General features: G+C 68.2%; 20 protein-coding genes. 16 read left to right on the top strand and 4 right to left on the bottom strand.

Annotated elements, in window-relative coordinates; genetic code table 11:
• Positions 1-2: 2 nt before the first annotated feature.
• The 3 genes from B3349_RS07420 (at position 3) to B3349_RS07410 (ending at position 5,974) form a co-directional block, all read left to right on the top strand.
• Positions 3-1,619, top strand: a complete 1,617-nt coding sequence (locus tag B3349_RS07420) for a 5-oxoprolinase subunit B/C family protein (RefSeq protein WP_291587724.1) — start codon at positions 3-5, stop codon at positions 1,617-1,619.
• A 9-nt stretch (positions 1,620-1,628) separates the two neighbouring features.
• Positions 1,629-3,374, top strand: coding sequence for an acetyl/propionyl/methylcrotonyl-CoA carboxylase subunit alpha (locus B3349_RS07415; protein ID WP_291587723.1), 1,746 nt, complete (start codon positions 1,629-1,631; stop codon positions 3,372-3,374).
• Between the two features lie 110 nt (positions 3,375-3,484).
• Entirely contained in the window at positions 3,485-5,974 is a 2,490-nt protein-coding gene (locus B3349_RS07410; protein ID WP_291587722.1) for a heavy metal translocating P-type ATPase, read from the top strand.
• A gap of 86 nt (positions 5,975-6,060) precedes the next feature.
• On the opposite strand, the gene B3349_RS07405 is transcribed toward B3349_RS07410, so the two are convergent.
• The gene (locus tag B3349_RS07405; RefSeq protein ID WP_291587720.1) at positions 6,061-6,765 is read right to left on the bottom strand and encodes a riboflavin synthase subunit alpha; all 705 of its coding nucleotides are present in this window, start codon (positions 6,763-6,765) and stop codon (positions 6,061-6,063) included.
• A 122-nt stretch (positions 6,766-6,887) separates the two neighbouring features.
• A complete protein-coding gene (locus tag B3349_RS07400) occupies positions 6,888-7,757 on the bottom strand; it encodes a hypothetical protein (protein WP_291587718.1) in 870 nt (289 codons plus the stop codon).
• 647 nt (positions 7,758-8,404) lie between these two features.
• Here B3349_RS07400 and B3349_RS07395 point away from each other — a divergent pair.
• The 8 genes from B3349_RS07395 (at position 8,405) to B3349_RS07360 (ending at position 17,357) form a co-directional block, all read left to right on the top strand.
• Positions 8,405-9,082, top strand: coding sequence for a DUF2760 domain-containing protein (locus B3349_RS07395; RefSeq protein ID WP_291587716.1), 678 nt, complete (start codon positions 8,405-8,407; stop codon positions 9,080-9,082).
• Positions 9,083-9,085: 3 nt separating this feature from the next.
• Entirely contained in the window at positions 9,086-11,062 is a 1,977-nt protein-coding gene (locus B3349_RS07390; RefSeq protein ID WP_291587714.1) for an Hsp70 family protein, read from the top strand.
• A gap of 166 nt (positions 11,063-11,228) precedes the next feature.
• Positions 11,229-12,413 (top strand): acetyltransferase domain-containing protein, encoded by a 1,185-nt coding sequence (locus B3349_RS07385; protein WP_291587712.1) that lies wholly within the window; start codon positions 11,229-11,231, stop codon positions 12,411-12,413.
• Positions 12,414-12,483: 70 nt separating this feature from the next.
• On the top strand, positions 12,484-12,864 hold the full coding sequence (locus B3349_RS07380; RefSeq protein WP_291587710.1) for a Fur family transcriptional regulator: 381 nt from the start codon (positions 12,484-12,486) through the stop codon (positions 12,862-12,864).
• Between the two features lie 11 nt (positions 12,865-12,875).
• A complete protein-coding gene (locus B3349_RS07375; protein WP_291587708.1) occupies positions 12,876-15,773 on the top strand; it encodes an Hsp70 family protein in 2,898 nt (965 codons plus the stop codon).
• 136 nt (positions 15,774-15,909) lie between these two features.
• Positions 15,910-16,359 (top strand): ribosomal maturation YjgA family protein, encoded by a 450-nt coding sequence (locus B3349_RS07370; protein ID WP_291587706.1) that lies wholly within the window; start codon positions 15,910-15,912, stop codon positions 16,357-16,359.
• A complete protein-coding gene (locus B3349_RS07365; protein WP_291587704.1) occupies positions 16,343-16,735 on the top strand; it encodes a DUF4087 domain-containing protein in 393 nt (130 codons plus the stop codon). The genes B3349_RS07370 and B3349_RS07365 overlap by 17 nt, the downstream gene beginning before the upstream one ends.
• A 217-nt stretch (positions 16,736-16,952) precedes the next feature.
• Positions 16,953-17,357, top strand: coding sequence for a bleomycin resistance protein (locus B3349_RS07360; RefSeq protein ID WP_291587702.1), 405 nt, complete (start codon positions 16,953-16,955; stop codon positions 17,355-17,357).
• A gap of 7 nt (positions 17,358-17,364) precedes the next feature.
• On the opposite strand, the gene B3349_RS07355 is transcribed toward B3349_RS07360, so the two are convergent.
• Positions 17,365-18,729 carry an aminotransferase-like domain-containing protein gene (locus B3349_RS07355; protein ID WP_291587699.1) on the bottom strand — a complete coding sequence of 455 codons (1,365 nt, stop codon included), beginning with the start codon at positions 18,727-18,729 and terminating at the stop codon, positions 17,365-17,367.
• A gap of 124 nt (positions 18,730-18,853) precedes the next feature.
• Between B3349_RS07355 and B3349_RS07350 the strand changes: the two genes are divergently transcribed.
• A complete protein-coding gene (locus B3349_RS07350; RefSeq protein ID WP_291587697.1) occupies positions 18,854-19,762 on the top strand; it encodes a DMT family transporter in 909 nt (302 codons plus the stop codon).
• Positions 19,763-19,780: 18 nt separating this feature from the next.
• Here the strand turns inward: B3349_RS07350 and B3349_RS07345 are convergent, their stop codons facing one another.
• Positions 19,781-20,605, bottom strand: a complete 825-nt coding sequence (locus B3349_RS07345) for a GntR family transcriptional regulator (protein ID WP_291587695.1) — start codon at positions 20,603-20,605, stop codon at positions 19,781-19,783.
• A 130-nt stretch (positions 20,606-20,735) separates the two neighbouring features.
• Between B3349_RS07345 and B3349_RS07340 the strand changes: the two genes are divergently transcribed.
• From B3349_RS07340 to B3349_RS07325, 4 genes are all read left to right on the top strand, one after another.
• On the top strand, positions 20,736-21,905 hold the full coding sequence (locus B3349_RS07340; RefSeq protein WP_291587693.1) for a CaiB/BaiF CoA transferase family protein: 1,170 nt from the start codon (positions 20,736-20,738) through the stop codon (positions 21,903-21,905).
• Positions 21,902-22,723, top strand: a complete 822-nt coding sequence (locus B3349_RS07335) for an enoyl-CoA hydratase/isomerase family protein (RefSeq protein WP_291587692.1) — start codon at positions 21,902-21,904, stop codon at positions 22,721-22,723. The genes B3349_RS07340 and B3349_RS07335 overlap by 4 nt, the downstream gene beginning before the upstream one ends.
• 51 nt (positions 22,724-22,774) lie before the next feature.
• Positions 22,775-23,956, top strand: a complete 1,182-nt coding sequence (locus B3349_RS07330; RefSeq protein WP_291587691.1) for an acyl-CoA dehydrogenase family protein — start codon at positions 22,775-22,777, stop codon at positions 23,954-23,956.
• A gap of 146 nt (positions 23,957-24,102) precedes the next feature.
• Positions 24,103-25,521 carry an MmgE/PrpD family protein gene (locus tag B3349_RS07325; RefSeq protein ID WP_291587689.1) on the top strand — a complete coding sequence of 473 codons (1,419 nt, stop codon included), beginning with the start codon at positions 24,103-24,105 and terminating at the stop codon, positions 25,519-25,521.
• Positions 25,522-25,612 lie beyond the last annotated feature (91 nt).

The following is a 25,612-nucleotide window of genomic DNA, read 5'->3' as shown; positions in this document are numbered from 1 at the left end:
GCATGCGTTTTCTGCCGGTTCACCGCCAGGCCCTCATGGTGGAGCTGGACGATCTGCAGCAGACCCTGGTGTTGCTCCAGTCCCTGCAGGCCGAGCCGATTGACGGTGTGCAGGAGCTGGTGCCTGCTGCGCGCACCATCCTGGTGTACTTTGCACCGCACCGGGTGACGGCGGCGCAGCTGGTGCAGGCGATTGCAGGCCGCAATCTTCAGGGCAGCGTGCAGCGCTCGGATGTGCTGGTGGAAATTCCCGTGCGCTATGACGGCGAAGACCTGGCCGATGTGGCGCAGATGCTGGGCATCAGCACGCACGAGGTGGTGCAGCGCCACACCGGCAGCGAATGGTCGGTGGCGTTCACCGGCTTTGCCCCGGGCTTTGCCTACCTGTCGGGGGGCGACCCCATTTTCAACGTGGCGCGCCGCACCTCCCCCCGCACCAAGGTGCCGGCGGGCGCGGTGGCGCTGGCCGGTACGTTCAGCGCGGTCTACCCCCAGGCCAGTCCGGGCGGCTGGCAGATCATCGGCGTGACGGATGCCGCCATGTGGGATCTGTCACGTGATCTGCCCGCGCTGCTGCAGCCCGGCTACCGCGTGCGGTTTGTCGATGCATCCACCCTCAGCGCCGGGGCAGACCCGCGTATGGCGGATGCGGCACCCGTCCAGGCTGCGGCGGCGGTGCCCACCGCGGCCATGGCCGACACCCGCCAGGCACTGCGGGTGCGCGCCACCGGGTTGCTGACCGTGTTCCAGGACCGTGGCCGCCATGGCCAGGCGGGCCAGGGGGTTTCGGCTTCCGGCGCCATGGACCAGGCGGCTTTCAAGAGCGCCAACCGCCTGGCCGGCAATGCCAGCCACCTGCCGGTGCTGGAGACCGTGGGCGGCGGCCTGGTGCTGCAGAGCGTGGGTGAGAATGTGGTCGCCGTGACCGGTGCCGACGCGCCTCTGACCATCACCACCGCCGCCGGCCGCCGCTGGAAGGCGCCGCGGTACGCAGCCATTGCGCTGGCCGATGGCGACAGCCTGAGCCTGGGGCAGCCCGCGGCCGGTGCCCGCTGTTACGTGGCGGTGCGCGGCGGCTACCGGGTGGCGCCGGTGCTGGGCAGCGCATCGACCGATACCTTGGCCCAGGTGGGCCCGCCCGCCCTGCACAGCGGCCAGCTGCTGCCTGTGGAGGCGGCCTTGCATGCCGTGGTGGGCGCTGCGGCCCTGGCGCCGGATGCGCTGCCGGCACCCGGCCAGGAGGTGGTGCTGGATGTGGAACTGGGCCCGCGCACCGACTGGTTCACGCCTGAGGCCGTGGCCCTGCTGGCCCGCCAGCGCTGGCAGGTCACGCCCCAGTCCAACCGGGTGGGCCTGCGCCTGGCCGGTGACGAGGCCTTGACGCGCGCCATTACCAGCGAGCTGCCCAGCGAAGGCACCGCCCTGGGCGCCATCCAGGTGCCTGCCAGCGGCCAGCCGGTGCTGTTCCTGGCGGACCACCCCCTGACCGGGGGCTACCCCGTGATCGGCTGTGTGGCCCCCCACCACCTGGATCTTGCGGGGCAGATCCCGGTGGGTGCATGGATTCGTTTTAACCCCGTTCGTGCATTTGCAGTGTTGAACCCTGCCGTGGCGGACTGAGGAAGCTGTATGAAAAAAGTCCTGATTGCGAACCGCGGCGAGATTGCCGTGCGCATTGCCCGTGCCTGCGCCGACTATGGTGTGAAGTCTGTGGCGGTCTATGCCAATGCCGACATCGATGCCTTGCATGCCCGCACGGCCGACGAAGCCTATGGCCTGGATGGCGACCAGCCTGCCGACAGCTATCTGCACATCGACAAGCTGATGGCCATTGCCCAGAAAGCCGGCGCCGATGCGGTGCACCCCGGCTATGGCTTTCTGTCGGAAAGCGAAGCCTTTGCGCGCGCGGTGCTGGATGCCGGGCTGATCTGGATCGGTCCCCGGCCCGAGACCATTGCCCAGCTGGGCGACAAGGTGGAAGCCCGCAAGATTGCGCTGAAGGTGGGCGCGCCGCTGGTGGCGGGGACGCCCGGCCCGGTGCAGAACGCTGACGAGGTACTGGCCTTTGCACAGCAGCATGGCCTGCCCATCATCATCAAGGCCGCATTCGGCGGCGGTGGCCGCGGCATGAAGATCGCGTGGCGCATGGACGAGGTGGCCGAGCTTTACGCATCGGCCGTGCGCGAGGCCGTGACGGCCTTTGGCCGCGGCGAGTGCTTTGTGGAGCAGTTCCTGGACAAGCCCCGCCACATCGAAGCGCAGGTGCTGGCGGACACCCATGGCCACGTGGTGGTGATGGGCACGCGCGACTGTTCGCTGCAGCGCCGCAACCAGAAGCTGGTGGAGGAGGCGCCTGCGCCCTTCATCACCGAGGAGCAGCGTGCACGCATCCACAACGCGGCCAAGGCGATCTGCGCCGAGGCGGGTTATGTCGGTGCCGGCACCGTGGAGTTCCTGCTCAGCGACAACGGCCAGCCCGGGGGCGCCATCTCCTTCCTGGAGGTCAATACCCGCCTGCAGGTGGAGCACACGGTGACCGAAGAGACCACGGGCGTGGACCTGGTGATCGAGCAGCTGCGCGTGGCCGATGGCCTGCCGCTGTCCGTCACCGAGACCCCGGTGCCGCGTGCGCACTCCATTGAATTCCGCATCAATGCCGAGGATGTGGGGCGGGGCTTTCTGCCGACCCCCGGCCCGGTGCTGAAGTTCGCACCGCCCTCCGGTCCCGGCGTGCGCCTGGACTCCGGTGTGGAGTCGGGTTCGGTCATTCCCGGCAATTTCGACTCCATGATGGCCAAGCTCATCGTGACCGGTGCCACGCGGGAACAGGCCCTGGCCCGCGCCCGCCGTGCGCTGCGGGAGTTCCAGATCGAAGGTGTGGCGTCGGTACTGCCGTTCCACAAGGCCGTGATCGGACACCCTGACTTTGTCGGGCAGGACGGTTTCAAGGTGCACACGCGCTGGATCGAGTCGGGCTTTGCCGAGCCGCTGGCCGCTGCCGTGCGTGCCGAGCCGCTGCCCGATACCAGCCTGGTGCGCACCGCCATCGAAATGGACGGCCGCCGCGTGCAGCTGGGCCTGCCTGCGGTGCTGCTGCAAGGTTTGGCCGCTGGTGCTGGGGGCGGTGGTGCCGCATCGGCAGCTTCCGCACCGGAAACGGTGGATGCCGCTGCCGTGCAGTCCCCGATTGCCGGCAATCTGCACGCCTGGAAGGTGGCGGATGGCGACGCGGTCCAGGAAGGCGACGTGATCGCCGTGATGGAAGCCATGAAGATGGAAATGCAGGTCACGGCGCACTGCAGCGGCCGCATCGCGCTGGCGGCAGCCGCAGGCACCGCCCAGACGCTGGGTGCGGTGATCGCGCACATCCGCTGAAGGAAAGGGCGGCGCGCACAGCGCGCCAGCCACGGCGGTGTGCGCGCCAGTGCTTGACATTGACATGATGTCAATCTCTACAGTCATACTCAACAACCTTGGAGAGTGTGATGAACGCTGCAAACAGACTGCCTGTCCATTTCGATTTCACCGTGGAGGGAATGACCTGCGCCTCCTGCGTGGGCCGGGTGGAGCGTGCGCTCAAGAAGGTGCCCGGTGTGCAGGACGCGGTGGTGAATCTGGCCACGGAAAAGGCCAGCCTGCACATCGATGATCCGGCACAGGCCACCACCATCCTGCCGCTGGCGGTAGCGGCCATCGAGAAGGCCGGCTATGCCGTGCCCCAGCAGACCGTGGACCTGCAGGTCGGCGGCATGACCTGCGCCTCCTGCGTGGGACGGGTCGAGCGTGCGCTGAAGAAAGTGCCCGGCGTGCAGAGTGCCAGTGTCAATCTGGCCACGGAGCGCGCTGCCGTGCAGATCCACGACGGCACCGATGTGGGGGCGCTGATTGCCGCCATTGCCAAGGCCGGCTATGAAGCCAGCGTGGTGCCGCAGGCCGGCTCCGGCAAGGCGGTGGACGACGCGGCGGCCGAGCGCCAGGCGCAGGAGCGGACGTCACTGCAACGCGCGCTGGTCTTTGCCGCGGTGTTTGCGCTGCCCGTGTTCCTGCTGGAAATGGGCGGCCACATGGTGCCGGCGTTCCACCATTGGGTGTCCCACACCATCGGTACGCAGAACAGCTGGTACCTACAGTTCGCGCTGACGGCCGTGGTGCTGTGCGGACCGGGACGCCGTTTCTTTGCAAAAGGCATTCCCGCCTTGCTGCGCGGAGCGCCGGACATGAATTCGCTGGTGGCCGTGGGTACGTCGGCCGCCTTTGCCTATTCGGTGGTGGCCACCTTTGTGCCGCAATGGCTGCCTGCCGGCACCGTGAATGTGTACTACGAGGCGGCGGCCGTCATCGTGGCGCTGATCCTGCTGGGGCGCTTCATGGAGGCGCGGGCCAAGGGCAATACCTCCGAAGCCATCCGCCGCCTGGTGCAGCTGCAGGCCAAGACCGCGCGCGTGCGCCGCGAGGGTGTGGTGCTGGAGCTGGACATCGCCCAGGTGCATGTCGGGGATGTGATCGAGGTGCGCCCTGGCGAGCGCATCCCGGTGGACGGCGACGTTGTCGAGGGGCAGAGCTTTGTCGACGAATCCATGATCAGCGGGGAACCCGTCCCGGTCGAAAAGACCGTGGGCACCGAAGTGGTGGGCGGTACGGTGAACCAGAACGGGGCCCTTGTGTTCCGGGCCACGAAGGTGGGCGCCGACACGCTGCTGGCGCAGATCATCCGCATGGTGGAGCAGGCCCAGGGCAGCAAGCTGCCGATCCAGGCGCTGGTGGACAAGATCACCATGTGGTTTGTGCCCGCGGTGATGGCGGCGGCACTGCTGACCTTTGCGGTCTGGCTGGTCTGGGGCCCGGCGCCTTCGCTGAGCTTTGCGCTGGTCAATGCCGTGGCGGTGCTCATCATTGCCTGTCCCTGCGCCATGGGGCTGGCCACGCCGACGTCCATCATGGTCGGCACCGGCCGCGCTGCGCAAATGGGGGTGCTGCTGCGCAAGGGCGAGGCGCTGCAGCAGCTCAAGGATGCCAAGGTGGTGGCGGTGGACAAGACCGGCACGCTGACCAAGGGGCGCCCGGAGCTGACCGATCTGGTGCTGGCCGACGGTCTGCAGCGCAGTCAGGTGCTGGCACAGGTGGCGGCCGTGGAAGACCGCAGCGAGCACCCGATTGCCCGTGCCATTGTGGATGCGGCCCGCGCCGAGGGGCTGCAGATTCCGGCGATCAGCGGGTTTGAATCCGTCACCGGCTTTGGCGTGCGCGCGGTGGTCGACGGCCACCGGGTCGAGATCGGTGCGGACCGCTTCATGCGCGAGCTGGGCTTGAGTGTGGAAGGCTTTGCGGCCGAGGCGCAGCGCCTGGGCAGCGAAGGCAAGACGCCGCTGTATGCAGCGATGGATGGCAAGTTGGCGGCCATGATTGCCGTGGCCGACCCCATCAAGCCCACGACCCGGCCGGCCATCGAGGCGCTGCATGCGCTGGGCCTGAAGGTGGCGATGATCACCGGCGACAACCGCCACACCGCCGAAGCGATTGCCCGGCAGCTGGGCATTGACGAAGTGGTGGCCGAGGTCCTGCCCGGTGGCAAGGTGGCGACCGTACAGCGCCTGAAGGCCGAGCACGGCACGCTGGCCTATGTGGGGGATGGCATCAACGACGCCCCTGCACTGGCCGAGGCCGATGTAGGCATTGCCATTGGCACCGGCACCGACATTGCGATCGAGGCGGCCGATGTGGTGCTGATGTCGGGCGACCTGTCGGGCGTGCCGAATGCGATTGCGCTGTCCAAGGCCACGATGAAGAACATCGGCGAAAACCTGTTCTGGGCCTTTGCCTACAACGTGGCGCTGATCCCCGTGGCGGCGGGTCTGCTGTACCCGTTCAACGGCACACTGCTGTCGCCCGTGTTTGCGGCCGGGGCCATGGCGCTGTCCAGCGTGTTTGTGCTCTCCAATGCGCTGCGGCTCAAGCGGTTCAAGGCGCCGCTGTAACACCGCAGGCAGGCGGCGCGCGGCGATGGCCGGGCGCATGAAAAAAGCGCTTCCGGGAAAGCGCTGGAGGAGAAGGTGGATCTGGGTCAGGACGACAGCTTGGGCACGTCGATGAAGTCGTCCAGGCTCAGCCCTTTTTCTTTCAGCAGCGCTTCCAGCACAGGCTTCAGGCGACCCAGGCTGGCTTCCACGGTTTCGCGCACCGTGTCCACCACCACCTGGGTGCTGCGTTCGATCTCGATGTTGACCAGATCGCCCACCTGCTTGCTGCCGAACACGGTCATGCGCAGCGTTTCGGGAATCAGCCAGACCTCGAACCAGCCTTCCTTGCGGTTCACTTCGGCCACTGTCAGGCTGGCGCCGTTGACGGCGATATAGCCTTTGGCAAACACATAGGGGCGAAAGGCTTCGGGAATGCCGAAACGGATCTTGTGGTTGGTGTCGGTGCGCACGATGTCCAGCAGCGGCGCGGTGAAGTCCACGTGGCCGGACAGCGGGTGGCCGCCGATTTCGGCGCCATCCTTGGCGGCACGCTCCACATTCACATGGGCGCCGGCCTTGTAGCTGCCCAGCGTGGTGATGGCCAGGCTTTGCTGCATCACGTCGAAGGTGGCGCTGGTGGGCGAGAGGTTTTCCGTCACGGTCAGGCAGACGCCGTCGTGCGAGACACTGGCGCCCACGGCCAGGTCCTGGCAGAAGCCTTCGGGGAATTCCATGGTGAAGGTGCGCAGACCGTCCTGGTCGCGCAGCGCGGCAATGGTTGCCACGGCCTGAATGATGCCGGTGAACACGGGTGGGTTTCCTTGGGACGCGGCCGCTGCGCTTGCGCGCGGCAGCCATGGTGCAAAACGCTTATTGTGCCCGCGGCCCTGCCGTACCGCGGGCTTGGCCCTGTTGCCAATGCGGCAGCCGCTCAGGCCGTCAGTGTGGCGCCATCCCAGTGGCCGCTGACCAGGCCCCGCGGCTTCTTCAGCGCCCGCACCCAGGCGCAGTCCGGCCAGGCCTCCATCTGCACGTTCATGCCGGCAAACACGCCGTAGCCGGGGCCGGCGGTGATCTCCCCGTCGGCCTGCAGGGTTTCGCCCGTGCGGATGCTGCAGGCGGCGCGGATGTCGCCCAGTGCCTTGATGCCCCAGCCCGCCTGGATGTGGTTGCCGCAGTCCAGGCTGTCCTGGGTGGCAATGCCATGGCCCGCATCCAGCAGGCCCTGCACGGCAATGCGGCCGCCGGCGCGCAGGCCCTTGCCGCAGTGCAGGGCACCCTGCACGTCCACTTCCTGGCCGATGTGGGCCTGGCCTTGCAGCGTCACGTCGCCGCCGCAGCGCAGTTCCCAGCCGGTGCGCAGTTCTGCGGCGCGCACGGCGCCTTGCACTTCCACGCTCCAGGCCGCCTTGATGGCATTGCCGGCCTGCAGCAGTGCGCCGCAGAAGATGGCGCCGCCGCTGTGGATGTCTTCCCCCGCTTCCAGCGTGCCGGCGCGTATGCCGCCGCCCACCTGCAGGCTGCGACCCACCAGCAGCTGGCCGCTGACGCGCACATCGCCATGGACGATCAGCGTGCCGGCGTAGACCAGGTTGTCGGCCTCCAGGTGCTCCAGCTCCAGCACGGTGTTGGTGGGGCCAAAATTCTCCAGCAGCCAGCGCGCATCGTCCACGCGGCCGGCGGCCACCTGGGTGTCCATGGCCGCCTGGTAGTCGCCACCGCCCAGGTTGTTGCGCACAAACCAGCGGTAACCCATGGCGCAGGGGTTCTTGCCACGCAAGAAAGTTTGGGTCAGTTCCATGTCCATCGTTCAACCTCGTCCATTCCGTGGGGCAACGGACGCATGGCGCGGCCTGCGGGCGTGGTGGGGCCGTGGCTGCGCGCATGCGCCGTTGCATGTGCAAGTCGTGGAGGCCGTGCGGAGGAAAGGGACTGTGTGTGCCTTATGCCTTCCGCACGGCGGCGGAAAGCATGGCCGTAACGCCACTGAGGCTGACAAAGGCGGTCGGCACGCCATGGCGGCGGGTGTGCAGGGCACGCAGCACACAGGCACGCACCTGCGGCACTGCAGCAAGGGCAGCGCGGCGCAGGCGGGCAGAAAGGGGGAGCTGCGTGCAGACCATGGGAGGAAACGGCTGCAAATTATGCCCTGCCTGCTTTTTCGGCACGGGGCGCTGCGGTATCGCTGTGCCAAGGTGGCCCGCCGATGACCGTTGGGGCGATACCAGCACCCTGACAGGTATTGCCCGCTTTGGGTAACATCACGGCCCTTGCGGGCGCGCGCGCCGCTGGGGTGGGCGTTGTTTGTAACAACCGCACCGCCCGGCGTGTGTGCGCGGCATGCCCCCGCCTTCCCTGTTTTTGCGGGTTGCAGTCTCTCCCCGGCCTCGGGTGCCGGTGGCAAATGGCTGCAGCCGGCCCCTATTGCGCGCGACTGCGCACCCTGCCATGCCATCCAGCCAGCCCCCTTCTTTCTTCAGCCGCATCGCGATCGCAATCGGCAGCTTCTTTGCCATTCTGGGCGACGGCCGCCTGGCGGCCGATGTGCGCCGCGTGCGCGCCGGCGAAGCCCTGGCCGCCGATGTGCAGCCCAAGGAAGTGCGTGTCGAAGTACCGGTCGAGAAGGTGGTGGAAGTCCGTGTGGAAGTGCCCGTGGAGAAGATCGTTGAGAAGACGGTCGAAAAGCGGGTGGAAGTGCCTGTCGAAAAGCTGGTCGAAAAACTGGTCGAGAAGACCATTGAAGTGCCGAACCAGGCTGCCGCCCTGCAGCTGCTGGGCCTGATGCAGCGGGAAGCCCGTTTTGTCGACTTCATCCAGGAAGATGTGGCGCCCTACACCGATGCGGAAATCGGCGCCGCCGCCCGCGTGGTGCACGAAGGCTGCCGCAAGGTGCTGCGCGAGCATTTCGCGATTGTCCCCGTGCGCAGCGAAGCCGAAGGCGCACGCATCACCCTGCAGGCGGGCTTTGATGCGGCCGCCGTGCGCCTGACCGGCAATGTGGTGGGACAGGCACCGTTCACCGGCACCCTGGGCCACCGTGGCTGGCAGGTCACCGAAGTGAAGCTGCCCCAACTGACCGACAGCCAGGCGGCCAAGGTGCTGGCGCAGGCCGAAGTGGAGCTGTAAACCATGAGCGTGTTTGCCTCCATTGCCGCATCCGGTGCGGCCCAGCCCGCGGTTTCGGCGTCCGGTGCCGCTGCCGCGCCCACCACTGCCACAACGACCCCCACACCCATCCCGTCTGCTGCGGCCGCGCGCTACAGCATCGGTATCGACCTGGGCACCACGCACTGCGCGTTGTCCTATGTGAACAAGGCGGCCAGCGACGGTGAAACCGTGGTGCAGGGCGTGCTGGAGATTCCCCAGCTGACGGCGCCTGCCAGCGTGGAAGCCAAGCCGCTGCTGCCGTCCTTTCTGTACCTGCCGCACGAGAGCGAACTGACCGACGCCGAGCGCCGCCTGCCCGGCGCGGCAGCCCAGGACTTCATCACCGGCGAATTCGCCCGCAGCCGTGGCGCTGCCACGCCCATCCGGCTGGTTAGCAGCGCCAAGAGCTGGCTGTGCCACCCTGGCGTGGACCGCCGCGCAGGCATTCTGCCGCCCGATGCCCCCGAGGAAGTCAGCCGCATCTCGCCGCTGACCGCGTCCATCCGTTACCTGGAACACCTGCGCTGGGCCTGGGAGCAGGCCCATCCCGAAGCACCGTTTGCCGAGCAGGACATCACCGTCACCATTCCCGCATCGTTCGACCCCGCTGCGCGCGAGCTGACGGCCGAGGCCTGCAAGGCCGCCGGCTTCGACCGGCTGACCCTGCTGGAAGAGCCCCAGGCGGCGCTGTACAGCTGGATCCAGGCCAGCGGCGGCCAGTGGCGCAAGCAGGTGCTGCATGGTGACATCATCCTGGTGGTGGACGTGGGGGGCGGTACCACCGACCTGTCCCTGATCGCGGTGCTGGAGCGCGAGGGCAATCTGGAACTGCAACGGATTGCCGTGGGCGAACACATTCTGCTGGGCGGCGACAACATGGACCTGGCCCTGGCCTACGGCGTGGCCCGCAAGCTGGCGCAGGAGGGCAAGCAGCTGGATGCCTGGCAGACCCGCGCGCTGGCCCATGGCTGCCGCAGTGCCAAGGAGCAGTTGCTGGCCGATGCGGCGCTGCAGTCCGTGCCGGTGGTGGTGCCCAGCCGGGGCAGCAAGCTCATCGGCGGCAGCATCCGCACCGAAGTCACGCGCGACGAAGTGCTGGCCATGCTGGTCGAGGGCTTCTTCCCCAAGGTGGCCGTCAGCGACAAGCCCAAAACCCGTGCCCGCGGTGCGCTCACCCAGCTGGGCCTGCCCTATGCCCAGGATGCGGCGGTCACGCGCCATCTGGCCGCTTTCCTGACCCTCCAGGTCAATGCCCTGGCCGACATCGAGGGCCTGGACGGTGACCAGGTGGACGGCTCCACCTTTCTGCACCCCACGGCCATCCTGTTCAACGGGGGCGTGCTCAAGGCCGGGCAGATCGAGCAGCGCATTGTCGAGGTCATCAACGGCTGGCTGGACGATGAAGCCTGTGCGCCCGCCCGCCTGCTGGACGGCGCCAACCTGGACCTCGCCGTGGCACGCGGCGCGGCCTACTACGGCCATATCGCCACCAGCGGCCGCGGCGTGCGCATCCGCGGCGGCACGGCCCAGTCGTATTACGTGGGGGTGGAGTCCAACATGCCCGCCATCCCCGGCATGGAGCCGCCGCTGTCCGCGCTGTGCCTGGTGCCGTTTGGCATGGAAGAGGGCTCGGAAGTGGCGCTGCCTGACGAGGAGTTCGGTCTGGTCGTGGGCGAGCCCGTGCGCCTGCGCTTCTTTGGCTCCAGCGTGCGCCGCGCCGATACCGTGGGCACCATGCTGGACTTCTGGGGGCCGGAGGAACTGGTGGAGCTGCAGGAGATCGAGTTGAACCTGCCGGCTGCAGGTCGCGTGGCCGGCGAGGTCGTGCCGGTGACCCTGCAGGCGCGCGTGACGGATATCGGCACCCTGGAGCTGAATGCCGTGCCGGTGGGCGGAACCGAGCGGTGGAAGGTGGAGTTCGACGTGCGGGCGGAAACCTCCGCCGACGCTTCCGCCTGAAGCTGCCATCCCCTGTGGAGAAGCCTGCTGGCCTATGGTCTGCGGGCTTTTTTTGTGGGTGGCTGCCGGCGCCAATGCCCTGCCTGCCAGCAGGGGCCTGGCCTTGCATGCCACGGCATATGGAATGGGTCTCTGTATGATATTGATAAATCTTTATCAATAAACCGTGAAAACCTTTTCCGCTTCTGCGCCCCTGGCGCTGCCCGGTGCCGGCCGGCTGCAATCGATTGACGCCCTGCGGGGACTGGTCATGCTGTTCATGCTGCTGGACCATGTCCGCGAGACCTTCTACCTGCATCTGCAGGTGCCGGATCCGATGGTGGTGGCCGATACGCCGCCGGGCCTGTTCTTCCCGCGCATGCTGGCCCATCTGTGCGCCCCGGTGTTTGTGTTCCTGACCGGGCTGGGCGCCTATCTGTACGCCAGCCGCCACGCCGATGCCGGCCAGGCGCGGGCGGCGGCGTCGGGCTTTCTGTGGCGGCGGGGCCTGTTCCTGGTGCTGCTGGAGGTGACGGTGGTCAACTTTGCCTGGACCTTCCAGTTTCCCCCGGCCAAGGTGTTTCTGCAGGTGATCTGGGCCATCGGCCTGTCCATGCTGGCGCTGTCGGTGCTGGTGTGGCTGCCGCGCCAGGCCTTGCTGCTGCTGGGCGCGGTGCTGGTGGCCGGGCACAACCTGCTCGACGGCCTGCATTTCCCTGCCGGGCACCTGCTGCATGCGCCCTGGGCCATTCTGCATGACCGGGGCTGGCTGGAGCTGGCAGGGGTGCAGTTGCGCACTTCCTACCCGTTGCTGCCCTGGATCGGCGTGATCGCCTTGGGTTACGGCATCGGTCCCTGGTTCGGCAAGGCCTGTGATGCCGTGCAGCGCCAGCGCCGTCTGCTGATGGCGGGCGTGGCCTGTCTGCTGGGCTTCGGGGTGCTGCGCACGCTGAACGTGTATGGCGATGCGCCCTGGCAGGCCGGTGCCAGCACGCTGCACACGGTCATGTCCTGGTTCAATGTGACCAAGTACCCGCCGTCGCTGCTGTTCCTGCTGCTGACCTTGGGGGCGGGGCTGCTGCTGCTGCATGCGTTCGAAGCGCGGACCGGCCGCCGGTGGCTGCAGCCGCTGGCCACGCTGGGCGCGGCGCCCATGTTCTTCTACGTGCTGCACCTGTATGTGCTGAAGTTCATGTACCTGGCGGCCGTGGCCGTCTGGGGGGCCAACCAGGGGCAGCTGTTCGGCCTGGACCACCTGCTGTGGCTGTGGGTGCTGGCCGCCGTGCTGGCCGTGGCGCTGTACCCTGCGGTGCGCTGGTTTGCCGCGCTCAAGCAGCGCCGGCGCGACCTGGCATGGCTCAAGTACCTGTAGGCCGACGTCGGCGGTGCCGGCGGCGGCACAATACCGCTTCCTTGAAGCAGCCCCCGCCATGACGTCTTCCATGCAACGATCCACCAAGCAGCGCACCGCCATCCAGCAGGCCATGACGCAGGCCGACCGGCCGCTGGCACCGCCGGATGTGCTGGAGCTGGCCCAGGCCACGCTGCCGGGCCTGGGCATTGCCACGGTGTACCGCGCCCTCAAGGCCATGGCGGAAGAGGGCGTGCTGCGCGAGGTGCATCTGCCCGGGCGCAGCCCCATGTACGAGGTGGCACACCATGGTCACCACCACCACTTTCAGTGCAAGCAGTGCCAGCGGGTGTTCGATGTGCACGCCTGTCCTGGCAATCTGGCGGGGCTGGCCCCCGCAGGCTTTGTGGTGGAGGGCCACGAAATCACGCTCTATGGCCGCTGCAGCGACTGCGCGGTGCTGCCATCCTGAAGGCCCGCGGCGTGACGCGGCCTTCCGCTTCTGCGGCCTTTGTCGTTGGCGTCGACCTGGGCACCAGCCACACCGTGGTGGCCGGCGTGCCCGTGCACGGCGCTGCTGCCGAGATTGCACTGCTGCCCATTCCCCAGCGCAGCACGGCGGGCGAGGTGGCGCTGCTGCCCCTGCTGCCCTCGGTGCGCTACCAGGCTGCGCCGGGTGAGCTGGGCGAGGCCTGGCAGCAGCCCTGGCCACCGCAGGGGGCATCTGCGGATGCCCCCTCCGTCATCGGCCGCTGGGCACGCGATCTGGGCGCATCGGTTCCCGGCCGCCTGGTGGCCAGTGCCAAAAGCTGGCTGTCCCACTCTGGCGTGGACCGTACGGCCCCCATCCTGCCCTGGGGGGCTGCAGAAGATGTGGCCAAGGTCTCGCCGCTGGCAGCGTCCGCGTCCTACCTGGCCCATGTGAAAGCGGCCTGGGACCAAGCCCATCCCGCCGCACCGCTGCGGGACCAGATCGTGGTGCTGACGGTGCCGGCATCGTTTGACGAAGGCGCGCGCGCGCTGACGCTGGAGGCGGCAGCGCAGGCCGGTCTGCCTGCCGTGCAGCTGCTGGAAGAGCCCAAGGCCGCGTTCCACGACTGGCTGGTGCTGCAAGGCGCGCAATGGGCGCAGCAGCTGGCGGACAGCCGCCTGGTGCTGGTGGTGGACGTGGGCGGCGGCACCACCGATCTGACCTTGATCCGCGTGGACGCCGCTGCCGGCGCAGCCTATGGCGGACTGCCCACCCTGACCCGCACCGCTGTGGGTGAGCATTTGATGCTGGGCGGCGACAACATGGATCTGGCGCTGGCCCACCAGCTGGAGCCGCAGTTTGCGGACGCCGGTCAGCGTCTGCCGGCACAGCGTTTTGCCCAGTTGGTGCAGCGCTGCCGCATGGCCAAGGAGCAATTGCTGGCCGCCGATGCCCCGGAACATGCACGCATCACCCTGCTGGGAAGCGGCAGCCGCCTGCTGGCGGCCACGCAATCCGCCACTTTGACCCGTGCACAGGTGCAGCAGTGGGTGGTGGAGGGTTTTTTGCCGCCTGCGCAGACCACCGACCAGCCCGGAAAGCGCCAGGGTGCGCTGCGCGGTTTTGGCCTGCCGTATCCGGCGGATGCAGCCATCACGCGGCATCTGGCGCATTTCCTGGCACAGCATGCCGGTGGCGCCTGGCCCGACACCGTGCTGCTGAACGGCGGCGTGTTCCATGCGCATGCGATGGTGGAGCGGCTCACGCAGCAGCTGACCGCCTGGCGCGGCAGCCCCGTGCGGGTGCTGCACAACCCCCACCCGGACTGGGCCGTGGCGCGTGGCGCCGCAGCCCACGGTTTGGCGCGTGTGCAGCAGGAGCTCGCGGCACACGGCACCCCCTCTGCGCCCCCTTCCGAACGTACTGAAGGCGTTACGGTGGCGACCACCGCCCGGGAGCCAGCGGCCGCGGTCCTGCCGGTGATCGGCGGCGGCGCAGCGCGCAGTTACTGGCTGGTGCTGCCGGACAAAAAGGGCGGAGCCCCGCAAGGCCTGTGCCTGCTGCCGCGTGGCACGGAAGAAGGCGTGCGCATGGTGCTGTCGGGCCGGCGCTTTGCGCTCAAGCTGGGCCAAGCCGTGCGCTTCAGCCTGGTGGCGCACAGCGGCAACCTGCCGGCGCAGGCCGGACAGCTGACGGCGCTGCACGGCGAGGGCTGGGTGGAGTTGCCGCCCATTGCCACCGTGCTGGCGGCGCCGGAGGGCCACAGCACCGCACAGATCGAGGTGCAGTTGCAGGCCTGCATGAGCGAGGTCGGTACGCTGGAAGTGCGCTGCGTGGCGGTGGCGGATGCCGCACGGTCCTGGCTGCTGCCTTTCCATGTGCGCGCTGGCGGCCAGGCCGTGGATGCCAGCGCTGCGCTAGCGCCGGCAGGCGGCCTGGAGAGCCCGCAGGGCGGGGACAGAACGGCGCATCACCTGCCCGAGGCCGTGGCCCAGATCGAACGCATCTTTGGCAACCAGGCCCAGGAAGTGGGGCCCAAGGAGGTGCGCCAGCTGCGCCAGTCGCTGGAAAAGCTGCTCGGCCCGCGCGAGGGCTGGGAGGTGGCGACGCTGCGCACGCTGTTCGACGCGCTGCTGGCGCGGGCCAAGCGCCGGCGCCGCACGCCCGAGCATGAACGCGTATGGCTGAATCTGTCTGGATGGTGCCTGCGCCCCGGTGTGGGCGCGCAGCTGGACGGATGGCGCATGGAGCAGGTCTGGGCCTTGTATGCCCAGGGACTGGCCCATGCCAAGGAGGCCGCCAACTGGACCGAATGGTGGGTGTTCTGGCGCCGTGTGGCTGCGGGCCTGGATGCCGCGCAGCAACTGGCGCTGCTGGAAGACGTGGCCGGCCACATGCAGAAGGCCGTGCAACAGACGGCACGCAGTGGCGGAAAAAGCAGCCATGGCAGCTATGACGACATGCTGCGCCTGTTTGCGGCCATGGAGGCCGTGCCCTGGCAGTACCGCCAGGAAATGGGCCAGTGGATGCTGCAGCGGCTCCAACGCGAGGGCGAATCCGTGCAGACCTGGTGGGCCATCGGCCGCCTGGCCGCGCGCCAGCCGCTGGCCGCCAATGCGCACCTGGTGATGCCGCCCGAGGCCGCACAGGAGTTTCTGGACGCCACCCTGGCCCAGGACTGGCGCAAGAACGACACCGCGATGTTTGCCGCGGTGCAAATGGCCCGGATGACGGGCGATCGCGCACGCGATCTGCCGGATGGGGTGCGCGCCCAGGTGCTGGAAAAAATGCGGGCCAGCGGTGCGCCTCAGCGCTGGGTGGCCATGGTGGAGCAGGTGGTGCAGATGGACGCCGAAGACCAGAAGCGCAGCCTGGGGGACAGTTTGCCGCCAGGGCTGGTGCTGTTGTGAGGGCGGTGCGTGCCGTGCTTGCCGACGGCCAGAGCCGTTCCGGACAAAAAGCATGGATGGGAACGGAGCAACTGCTGCACCATGCGGCAGCCAACGCCCAGGTGCGTAGAAAAAAGAACAGAAGGGAAGAGACGTGATGTCTGTGGTTGGATCCTTTTCGACGCCCAGGCGCAGCCGCCTTGCCCTGGTGCTGCTTGCCTTGCTGGTCATTGCCCTGGGCCTGGCCTCCCGGCGTGGCCTGGTGCCGTTTCCGGCGGCGCTGGGCAACTACCCCGGCGATGCGCTCTGGGCCTGGGTGGTATTGCTGTCTGTGGCCTGGGTGCAGCCGGCCATCCCGCGTACCCGGCTGGTGGCATGGTCGCTGGCGATCGCCTTCGGCATCGAGTTCCTGCAGCTCTATCAGGCCCCCTGGATGCAGGCGCTGCGCGCCAACAAGCTGGCGTATCTGGTGCTCGGCAATGGCTTTGATCCGCTGGATCTGGTGGCTTATGGGGTGGGCATCGCGCTGGGTGCGCTGGTGGATGGAGCCTGGCTGTGCGCTGCGGCCCGCCGCATGCCGGGGAGTGGTTATGCGGCGTGGCATTGACTGGTGCACTGCCGGGTTGCTGGCGCTGTGTGGCCTGCTCCCGGTGTACGCCGAAACGGCGGGCCCAGCCCCGGCTTCCCAGCTGCGTTGCGGCTGGTGGGAAAACCCCACGCCGGCCAATGCCTGGTTGAACGACCGTGACGGCAGCTGGACCGTGGGTTCGCAAGGCGGCCACCAGGCCGAGGGGGACTGGCCCAGCTTTACCGACGCACAATGGGTGCGCACCAATGGCTATTACGGCTACGGTTGTGCCTGTCTGCGCGTGGTGGCCGAAGCCGGCAGCCAGCGGGTGGAACGCATTCTGTCGGCCCGGGCCAGACCGCTGGCCGCCTGCCGGCAGGACCGCCATCTGCGTGAGCCGCTGCGGCCGGAGTGAGCGGCGTGGGGCTGCAGTGCGGCGCACGGCGCACTGGGCTGCACCGGTGTTGGGGGCTACCGTTTCTGCGTTCTGCCCCGCATGCAAGCCGCTACGATGGGCGCCATGATGTTCCTATCCCACCAGCCCTTGGTGACGGATCAGTCCTTCATGGCCAAAAGACCCGTTTCGGGGGCGCTGTGCGCCCACCTACCGTGATTCCTGCAGGAGTGATTGCATGAGCATGCCGACCCAGACTGTGATTCCCCAGCTGCGCATGACCGACGCCGCACGCAGCCTGCAGTTCTATGTGGACGGGCTGGGTTTTGCCGTGGACTGGGAGCACCGCTTTGAACCCGGCTACCCGTTGTTTGCCCAGCTTTCCCGGGACAGCGGTGCGGGCCGGCAGCTGATTTTTCTGACCCAGCACCGTGGCGATTGCGAGGTGGGCAGCGCCGTCTACTTTGTGGTGCCCGATGCGCGCGCCACGCTGGCAGCGTTCGAGGCGCGGGGCATCTGGCCCACCAATCCGCTGGAAGCCACGCCCTGGGGAAGCTGGGAATTTCTGCTGACCGACCCGGATGGCAACCGGCTGCGCTTTGCGTCGGACCAGGTCTCGGACGCCGTGGCGGACGGGGCCTGAGGCGGAGTCAGTAGCTGGCGTCCGCGATCGCCTGTCCCACCTGGCGCAGCGCCGGCTCCAGCACATCCAGCGGCACTGATCCCAGCGCCAGGCGCAGGGCATGCGGCACCTGGGCGGTGGTGGCGAACGGCTCGGCCGTGGAGACGGCAATCCCTTGCTGCAGCAGCGCCGCCGCAATCTGGTCGGCACGCACTTCGGGCGGCAGCGGCAGCCACAGAAAGTAGGACAGCGGGTGGCTGACCCTGGGCAGGCCCGGCAGCAGCGTGCCCAGCACGCGGGCTGCCAGTTGCTGGCGCAGCGCGGCGTCTTCGCGTTTGTGCGTTTCCAGCCGGGTGACGGTGCCGTCTTCCAGCCAGCCGCAGGCGATGGCGGCCATCACGCCCGGGGTGTTCCAGGTGGTGGCGCGGATGGCGCGCTCCAGCGCGGGCACCCAGTCCAGCGGCGCGGCGGCAAAGCCCACCCGCAGACCGGCCGCCACATTCTTGGAAAAGCCGGACACATACACCGTGCGCTCCGGCGCCAGCGCGGCCAGCGGCGGTGGGGCCGGGTCGGCCAGGTAGGCATAGGCGCCGTCTTCGATCAGCGTCAGATCGTGCACACGCGCCAGTTCCACCAGCTGCAGCCGCTGCGCAAGGGGCAGCACCCAGCCCAGCGGGTTGTGCAGCGTGGGCATGGTGTAGACCGCACGCACCTTGCGCTGGAGGCACAGCTGCTGCAGCGCGACCAGGTCGGGGCCCTGCGGTGTGGCGGGGATGGGCAGCAGTTCCAGGTGCAGCTGCTGCGCCAGCAGCTTGAAGCCGGGGTAGGTGAGTGCGTCCACGGTCACCACGTCGCCGGGCGCAAGCCGCGCCATCAGCGCCACGGTCAGGCCGTGCTGGGCGCCGTCCACCAGCACCACCTGCTCACCGCTGACCTGCAGGCCGCGTGCACGCAGGTGCTGGGCCACGGCGGAGCGGTCGCGGGGGCGGCCGCCATGGGGCTGGTAGCGCAGCAGGGCTTCCAGGTCGCCGGTCAGGGCCAGCTGGCGCAGCGCGGTGCGCAGCAGCTCGGCCTGGCTGGGCAAGGTCGGCACGTTGAAGCTCAGGTCCACACTGCCCAGCGCAGCGGGCGGAATGTCGATGCCGTGGCCCGGCGGCAGTGCGGTTTCCTTGACGAAGGTGCCACGCCCGGTTTCGCCGCTGACCAGGCCCATGGCGCTCAGCTCGGCATAGACGCGGCTGGCAGTGACCAGGGCCAGGCCTTCGCGGGCCGCCAGCGTGCGGTGCGTGGGCAGGCGCGTGCCGGCCGGCAGTTGGCCGCTGCGGATGGCGGCGGCCAGGCGGTCCACCACGGTCTGGTAGCGGGAGGTGCGGGTTGGGGAAGAGGTGGCCATGGGGTGGATCAGCGCAGCAATCGCAACCATCGCAACGGCTTTGTATGCATGACAATTTTTTGATTGTATTGGGTTGTGTGCCTAGCATGGCGGCCTTGTTCCTGTTGCACCGCGTTCCACTGCCATGACTTCCTCCGCCCAAGCCGCTTCGGCGTCCTCTCCTGTCCACCGTTCCCAAGGCTGGCTCAACGGCCTGATTGGTGTGGTGATCTTCAGCGGCTCATTGCCGGCCACACGGCTGGCGGTGCTGGATCTGCCGCCGGTGTGGCTGACGGTGGCGCGTGCCAGCATTGCCGGGGTGTTGGCACTGGCGGCGCTGCTGCTTTGCAAACAGGCGCGGCCCGTGCGCTCCCAGATGACGTCGCTGGCCGTGGTGGCGGTGGGCGTGGTGCTGGGTTTTCCGCTGCTGACGGCGCTGGCGCTGCAGCACGTGCCGGCGGCGCATTCGATTGTGCTGGTGGCGCTGCTGCCGCTGTGCACGGCGGTGTGCGGTGTGTGGCGGGGGGGCGAGCGCCTGCGGCCGGCGTTCTGGGCGCTGTCGCTGCTGGGTGCGGTCCTGGTGCTGGGCTTTGCGCTGTGGGCCGTCTGGCAGCAGGGCGCGTCAGCGTCGTTCGTGGGGGACGGGTTGATGCTGCTGGCCGTGGCGGTGTGCGGTTTGAGCTATGCGGAAGGGGCCAAGCTCTCGCGCAGCCTGGGCGGCTGGCAGGTGATCAGCTGGGCGCTGGTGCTGTCGCTGCCGGTGATGCTGCCGCTCACCGTGTGGCTGTGGCCCGGTGACCTGAGTGCCGTGCGCGCCCCGGCCTGGTGGGGACTGGCCTATGTGGCACTGTTCAGCATGTGGCTGGGCTTCGTTTTCTGGTACCGCGGGCTGGCGCAGGGCGGCATTGCGGCCGTGGGGCAGTTGCAGCTGCTGCAGCCATTGCTGGGACTGGCGTTGGCGGCCTGGCTGTTGGGCGAGGCCGTGAGTCCGGCCATGCTGGCGGTGACCGTGGCCGTGATCGCCTGCGTGGCCGGGGCCAAGCGGGTGGCGTGATCTGCCGTACAGCGCGCTTTAGCGCGCGGTGATGGAATGGGCCACCGGGGCACCGCCGTCTTCGCGGCGCCAGGTGGTTTCCATGCGAAAGCGTGCAGGGATGTACCAGTTGACCGAGGCGGCCAGCAACTGGTCCTGGATGTCGTAATAGGCCCGCACCACATGCAGGGCCGGACTGCCGGCGGGCAGGCGCAGCAGGTGCAGCGCAGGATCGGGCATCAGGTCGGCTTCGATGCGCTGGCGGATGCTGTCGGCCTCCACGCCACACAGCGTCTTCAGCAGCGTGTAGATGCTGGGGTGGTCGCCATGCAGGTGGGCAATGATTTCAGCGAATGCCGGACGCAGGTAGATCTGCGAGTACGACATGGGGCTGACCTGTCCCGTGGGGTGGCGCATGGCGGTCAGCTCCATCCACACCGATCGCTGGGGGCAGTGCAGGATGGCGGCCAGGGCGGCATCGGCCTCCCTGCGCTGGCTGGCCAGCACTTCCAGCCGCGTGCTGTCGCCATAGGTCATCGCATCCTGGAAGGTGCTTTCCGAGGTCAGCACATACGGCACCACCGGTTGGGTGGCCCGCACCACGCTGCCGGCGCCGGGCTGCTTGCTGATCAGGCCTTCCTCCACCATGCGGCGCGTGGCTTCACGCACCGTGTGGCGGCTGACGCCGTACTCGGCGCAGAGCTGGACTTCCGTGGGAAAGCTGCTGTGCACGGGGTATTGCCCGTTCTGGATGGCGGCGCACAGCTGCTGGTAGAGCTGCTGGTAGAGCGGGCCGTCGGCAGCCACAGGGCGTTTGGCCGTGCGGGTGGCGGTGTGCGGAAAGGGCGTGGCGGTTCGGGGCATGCGGGATGCAGTGTGGCAGAGAACGCAATCCTGAGGACAGGTTAAGCCATGTCAAAGCGGGTTTGTCCGGACATTGGATTAAATGTACGTACATTACATTTTCATGCATCGGATTTGAAAGTGCCCGGCCATGTCTCTCCCCCCTCTCCAGTCCTCCCCGCCACCTGCCCAGCCTTTCCAGGGGCTGGTGGTGGTGGAACTGGGTCACAGCGTGGCAGCACCGTTCACCGGACTGATCCTGGCCGAAATGGGCGCCGAGGTCATCAAGGTGGAAAAAGCCGAAGGTGACGATGCACGCCGCTGGGGCCCTCCCTTCTGGGAAGGCGAGGGCGCCTATTTCCAGGCGCTGAACCGCAACAAGCAGTCGGTGGTCTGCAACCTCCGCGATGCGCAGGAGGTGGCGGCGCTGCGCCGTCTGATCGCCGAGCGCGCGGATGTGGTCATCCAGAACCTGCGCCCCGGTCATGTACAGCAGCTGGGCCTGGATGCGGCCACGCTGCGGGCGGACAAGCCGTCGCTGATCTACTGCAACCTGGGGGCCTTCGGTACGGTGGGACCGCTCAAGGACCGCCCGGGCTATGACCCGCTGATGCAGGCCTTCGGCGGCATCATGAGCACCACCGGCGAGCCGGGCCGAGCCTCGGTGCGTGTGGCACCGTCCATCGTCGACATGGGCACCGGCATGTGGGCAGCCATCGGCATCCTGGCCGCGCTGCACCGCCGCCACCAGACGGGGGAGGGGCAGACGGTGGATGTCTCGCTGTTCGAGACCGCCGCCACCTGGGTGTCGCTGCTGGCCGGCCAGGTCATGGCCAGCGGCCAGCAGGTGCAAAAGCAGGGCTCGGGAGCGCCCGGCATTGCGCCCTACAAGGCCTATGCCACCCGGGATGGCGAAGTGGTGATCTCTGCCGGCAGCGATGCGCTGTTCCAGCGCCTGTGCGGCGTGCTGGGCCACCCGGAATGGGCCACGCAGGCCCGCTTCATCGACAACCCGCAGCGCGTGGCGCACCAGGAGGCGCTGTACCGCCTGATCGACCCGCTGGTGGCAGCCCGGCCCACTGCCCACTGGGTGGAGGCGCTGGAAGCCGCAGGTGTCCCCTGCGCCCCGGTCAACACCGTGGGCCAGATGCTGGAACACGCCCAGACCCAGGCGCTGGATCTGGTGCACCCCGTGCCCGGTACCGGCATGCGTTTTGTGGCGCTGCCGCTGAGCCTGGACGGCCAGCGCCCGCGCGTGCGCAGCGCCCCGCCGGCGCTGGGCGCCCATACCCAGCAGTTGCTTTTTCCGGAGCTGGCATGACACAGGAGCCATGGATGGATGTGGTGAACACCGCCTACGAGACGCTGGATGTGGCGCTTGTGGGCCCGCACGTGCTGCAGGTGACGCTGAACCGCCCCGATGCGGGCAATGCCCTCAACACCCAGATGGGGCGCGAACTGCTGCAGCTGTGGAGCGCGCTGACCGAGGACGCCGGCCCGGTGCGCTGCGTGGTGCTGACCGGTGCGGGAGGGCGGATTTTCTGTGCCGGTGGCGATCTGAAGGAGCGCAACGGCATGACGCAGCGCCAGTGGCAGCTGCAGCACGAGTTGTTCGAGCGCATGTACTGGACGCTGACCGACCTGCCGCTGCCGGTGGTGGCCGCCGTCAACGGCCACGCCTATGGCGGCGGCATGGAAATGGCGCTGTGCTGCGACTTTGTCTATGCCAGCGAGGTGGCGCGCTTTGCCCTGCCCGAAGTGACGCTGGGCATCATGCCGGGCGCCGGTGGCACGCAGAACCTGCCCCGCGCCGTGGGCGAACGCCGGGCGAAGGAACTGCTGCTGACCGGCAAGCCGCTGTCCGCCGCCCAGGCGCTGGAGTGGGGTGTGGCCAACAGCGTCTACCCCATGGGCGAAGTGCTGGAACGGGCGCACGAGACGGCGGCGGTGATTGCCGGCAACGCGCCGCTGTCGGTGCGACAGATCAAGAAATCGGTGCGCTATGGCGGCCAGATGGAGCTGCGCACGGCCTACCGTTTCGAGGTGGAAGCCTACAACCACCTGGTGGGCACCCAGGACCGCATGGAAGGCGTGCGTGCCTTCAACGAGAAGCGTCCCCCCGTTTTCACGGGGCAGTGACGCCCCCGTGAGTCCGTGTTTGAACAGCCAATTGACAGTGCGAGGACAGCCATGACCGAATCTGCCGTGGTCCACATCGAAGCCGGTACCGACTACGCCGACATCCGCGACAGCGTACGCCGCGTCTGCGCCGACTTTCCGGGTGCCTACTGGCGCACGCTGGAGGAAACCGGCGCTTACCCGTCGGAGTTTGTGCAGGCGCTGACCGACGCCGGTTTTCTGGGGGCGCTGATCCCCGAGGAGTACGGCGGCAGCGGCATGCCGCTGCGCGCGGCGGCCGTGATTCTGGAGGAAATCCATGCCAGCGGCTGCAATGCCGGCGCCTGCCACGCCCAGATGTACACCATGGGCACGGTGCTGCGCCACGGCTCGCAGGCGCAAAAAGACCTGTACCTGCCGCAGATTGCCGCCGGCACGCTGCGCCTGCAGGCGTTTGGCGTGACCGAGCCCACCACCGGATCGGACACCACCAAGCTCAAGACCCGCGCCGTGCGCGAGGGCGACAGCTATGTGGTCAACGGCCAGAAGGTCTGGACTTCGCGGGCGCTGTACTCCGACCTGATGCTGCTGCTGGCGCGCACCACGCCGCTGGAGGAGTGCGCCCGCAAGAGCGACGGTCTGTCGGTCTTTCTGGTGGACATGCGCGAGCTGAAGGGCAAGGGGCTGGAGATCCGCAAGCTGCCGGCCATGGTGAACCACAACACCACCGAGATCTTTTTCGACAATATGCGCATTCCTGCCAGCAGCCTGATCGGCGAGGAAGGCAAGGGGCTGAAATACATTCTGGACGGCATGAACGCCGAGCGCATTCTGGTGGGCGCCGAATGCATTGGCGATGCGCGCTGGTTCACCGACACGGCAGTGCAGTACGTCAGCGAGCGCCGGGTGTTCGACCGGCCCATCGGCCAGAACCAGGGGGTGCAGTTTCCCATTGCCAAGGCCTACGCCGAAATGCAGGCCGCCGATCTGGTGCTGCGCCGTGCCTGTGCCCGGTTTGCGGCCGATCTGCCCTGCGGTGAAGATGCCAACATGGGCAAGCTGCTGGCCTCTGAAGCGTCCTGGCATGCGGCCGAAGCCTGTCTGCAAAGCCATGGTGGCTTTGGCTTTGCCACCGAATACAACGTGGAGCGCAAATGGCGCGAAACCCGGCTCTACCAGGTGGCGCCGATCTCCTCCAACCTGATCCTGTCCTATGTGGGTGAGCACATCCTGGGCATGCCCCGGTCGTACTGAGGAATGGAGATGACGCTTTCTTGGGGCTGCGGCACAGTGTCCGTCGATCTGTTCATCGATCACGTTGCCCCGGCGTGGACGGCTCCGGCAGGGGCGGTCCTGGTTCCGGGGCGGGCTAAGGGCGCGCAGCGCCATGGAGCAACACGATGCCGATAGCTGAATTGACACCGGTGACGGCGGCGCCCACCCGCTCGAAGACCCCCTTGCCGCTGACGCAGGCGCTGGCGCGCTATGTGCGGGCGCCGCACTTTGGCGGCCAGGAGGCGGCGGCCTGCGCCTTGGCGCTGACCGGCACCCTGGACACGCTGGCCACGCTGCTGGCGGGCCAGAACGAGCCGGTGGTGCGCATCGTGCGTGCCCATCTGGCGGCCAGCGGCACCGGCCCTGCCGAGGCGCCGGCACCGTCGCTGCAGCAACTGCTGGGCACCGCCCAGGCGGCCCTGGTGAATGCCGTGGCCGGCCATGCGCTGGACTATGACGATGTGGCCATGTCGGCCCACCCCAGCACGGTGCTGGTGCCTGCGCTGTGGGCCGAGGCCCACCGCCTGGGCGCCAGCGGCGCCGAACTGCTGCGTGCCTATGTGGTGGGCTACGAGGTCTGGGCCGAGCTGTTCAGCCGCGAAAGCGGGCAGTACCACCTCAAGGGCTGGCACCCCACCGGCGTGTTCGGCGTAGTGGGTGCGGCGGCCGGCGTGGCCTACCTGAACCGGGAGACACTGACCGAAGGCCAGGTGGCCCAGGCGCTGTCGCTGGCCGCCAGTTCGGCGGCAGGGCTGGTGGCCAATTTCGGCACCATGGCCAAACCCTGGCACGCGGGCCGTGCGGCGGCCGCCGCGATCGATGCCGTGCGCCTGGCACAACTGGGCATGACGGCGGCCACCGATGTGTTCGAGCACCATGCCGGCTTCCTGGCCGCGCTGTCGCCAAGCGGTGAATGCGATCTGCAGCGCCCGGCCACCATCGGCGGTGTCCCCCGGTTGCTGAGCTGGGGGCTGTCGATCAAATGCTATCCGGTGTGCTACTCGGGCCACCGCGTGATTGACGGCGTGCTGCAGCTCAAGGCCGCCCATGGACTGAAGCCCCAGGATGTGCAGCGCGTGGATGTGACCATTGGCAATGCCCAGGCCAGCATGCTGCGCAACCACCGCCCGGTGAGCGGGCTGGAGGCCAAGTTCAGCATTGAGTTCGATGTGGCCTGCGCCCTGGTGGCCGGCGACGTGGGCCTGGCCCAGCTGACCGACGTTTTCACCCAGCGCGCCGACATGCAGGCGCTGATGGCCAAGGTGCAGGTGCATACCACTGAGCGCAGCGACCCGGTCGATCCGGCGTTTTCCGTGGCCGACAGCGTGCGCATCACCACCCGCGACGGCCGGCGGCTGGAGACCGGAGAAATCCGTTTCCCCAAGGGCCATGCCATGCACCCGCTCAGTGCCGAGGCGCTGCGCAGCAAGTTCCTGGACTGCGTGGCCTACAGCGGCCTGCCGTGCAACGGCGCCGCGCTGTATGACGCGGTGCGCAGCCTGGCCCAGATGCCCGATGTCCGCGCGCTGGCGCAGCATCTCTGAAGGAGGCTGTCGATTCCCTGATACCCCCTGCAAGGCGCGTGCCGTGCACCGGCCCCACAAGGGCCGCATGCCCCGCGCTGCAGCAGCCGCC

The organism is Comamonas sp. UBA7528, assembly GCF_002479375.1.
Lineage (GTDB): Bacteria > Pseudomonadota > Gammaproteobacteria > Burkholderiales > Burkholderiaceae_C > Comamonas.
This window is presented reverse-complemented; position numbering and strand designations above follow the sequence as displayed.

Excerpts from the sequence above, each read along its gene's own strand:
- B3349_RS07340 (WP_291587693.1), top strand. The coding sequence starts at position 20,736 with ATGTCTCTCCCCCCTCTCCAGTCCTCCCCGCCACCTGCCCAGCCTTTC.
- B3349_RS07335 (WP_291587692.1), top strand. The coding sequence starts at position 21,902 with ATGACACAGGAGCCATGGATGGATGTGGTGAACACCGCCTACGAGACG.
- B3349_RS07330 (WP_291587691.1), top strand. The coding sequence starts at position 22,775 with ATGACCGAATCTGCCGTGGTCCACATCGAAGCCGGTACCGACTACGCC.
- B3349_RS07365 (WP_291587704.1), top strand. The coding sequence starts at position 16,343 with ATGCGGCGTGGCATTGACTGGTGCACTGCCGGGTTGCTGGCGCTGTGT.
- B3349_RS07400 (WP_291587718.1), bottom strand. The coding sequence starts at position 7,757 with ATGGAACTGACCCAAACTTTCTTGCGTGGCAAGAACCCCTGCGCCATG.
- B3349_RS07420 (WP_291587724.1), top strand. The coding sequence starts at position 3 with ATGCGTTTTCTGCCGGTTCACCGCCAGGCCCTCATGGTGGAGCTGGAC.
- B3349_RS07355 (WP_291587699.1), bottom strand. The coding sequence starts at position 18,729 with ATGGCCACCTCTTCCCCAACCCGCACCTCCCGCTACCAGACCGTGGTG.
- B3349_RS07410 (WP_291587722.1), top strand. The coding sequence starts at position 3,485 with ATGAACGCTGCAAACAGACTGCCTGTCCATTTCGATTTCACCGTGGAG.
- B3349_RS07390 (WP_291587714.1), top strand. The coding sequence starts at position 9,086 with ATGAGCGTGTTTGCCTCCATTGCCGCATCCGGTGCGGCCCAGCCCGCG.
- B3349_RS07345 (WP_291587695.1), bottom strand. The coding sequence starts at position 20,605 with ATGCCCCGAACCGCCACGCCCTTTCCGCACACCGCCACCCGCACGGCC.
- B3349_RS07415 (WP_291587723.1), top strand. The coding sequence starts at position 1,629 with ATGAAAAAAGTCCTGATTGCGAACCGCGGCGAGATTGCCGTGCGCATT.
- B3349_RS07395 (WP_291587716.1), top strand. The coding sequence starts at position 8,405 with ATGCCATCCAGCCAGCCCCCTTCTTTCTTCAGCCGCATCGCGATCGCA.
- B3349_RS07380 (WP_291587710.1), top strand. The coding sequence starts at position 12,484 with ATGCAACGATCCACCAAGCAGCGCACCGCCATCCAGCAGGCCATGACG.
- B3349_RS07350 (WP_291587697.1), top strand. The coding sequence starts at position 18,854 with ATGACTTCCTCCGCCCAAGCCGCTTCGGCGTCCTCTCCTGTCCACCGT.
- B3349_RS07360 (WP_291587702.1), top strand. The coding sequence starts at position 16,953 with ATGAGCATGCCGACCCAGACTGTGATTCCCCAGCTGCGCATGACCGAC.
- B3349_RS07370 (WP_291587706.1), top strand. The coding sequence starts at position 15,910 with ATGTCTGTGGTTGGATCCTTTTCGACGCCCAGGCGCAGCCGCCTTGCC.
- B3349_RS07325 (WP_291587689.1), top strand. The coding sequence starts at position 24,103 with ATGCCGATAGCTGAATTGACACCGGTGACGGCGGCGCCCACCCGCTCG.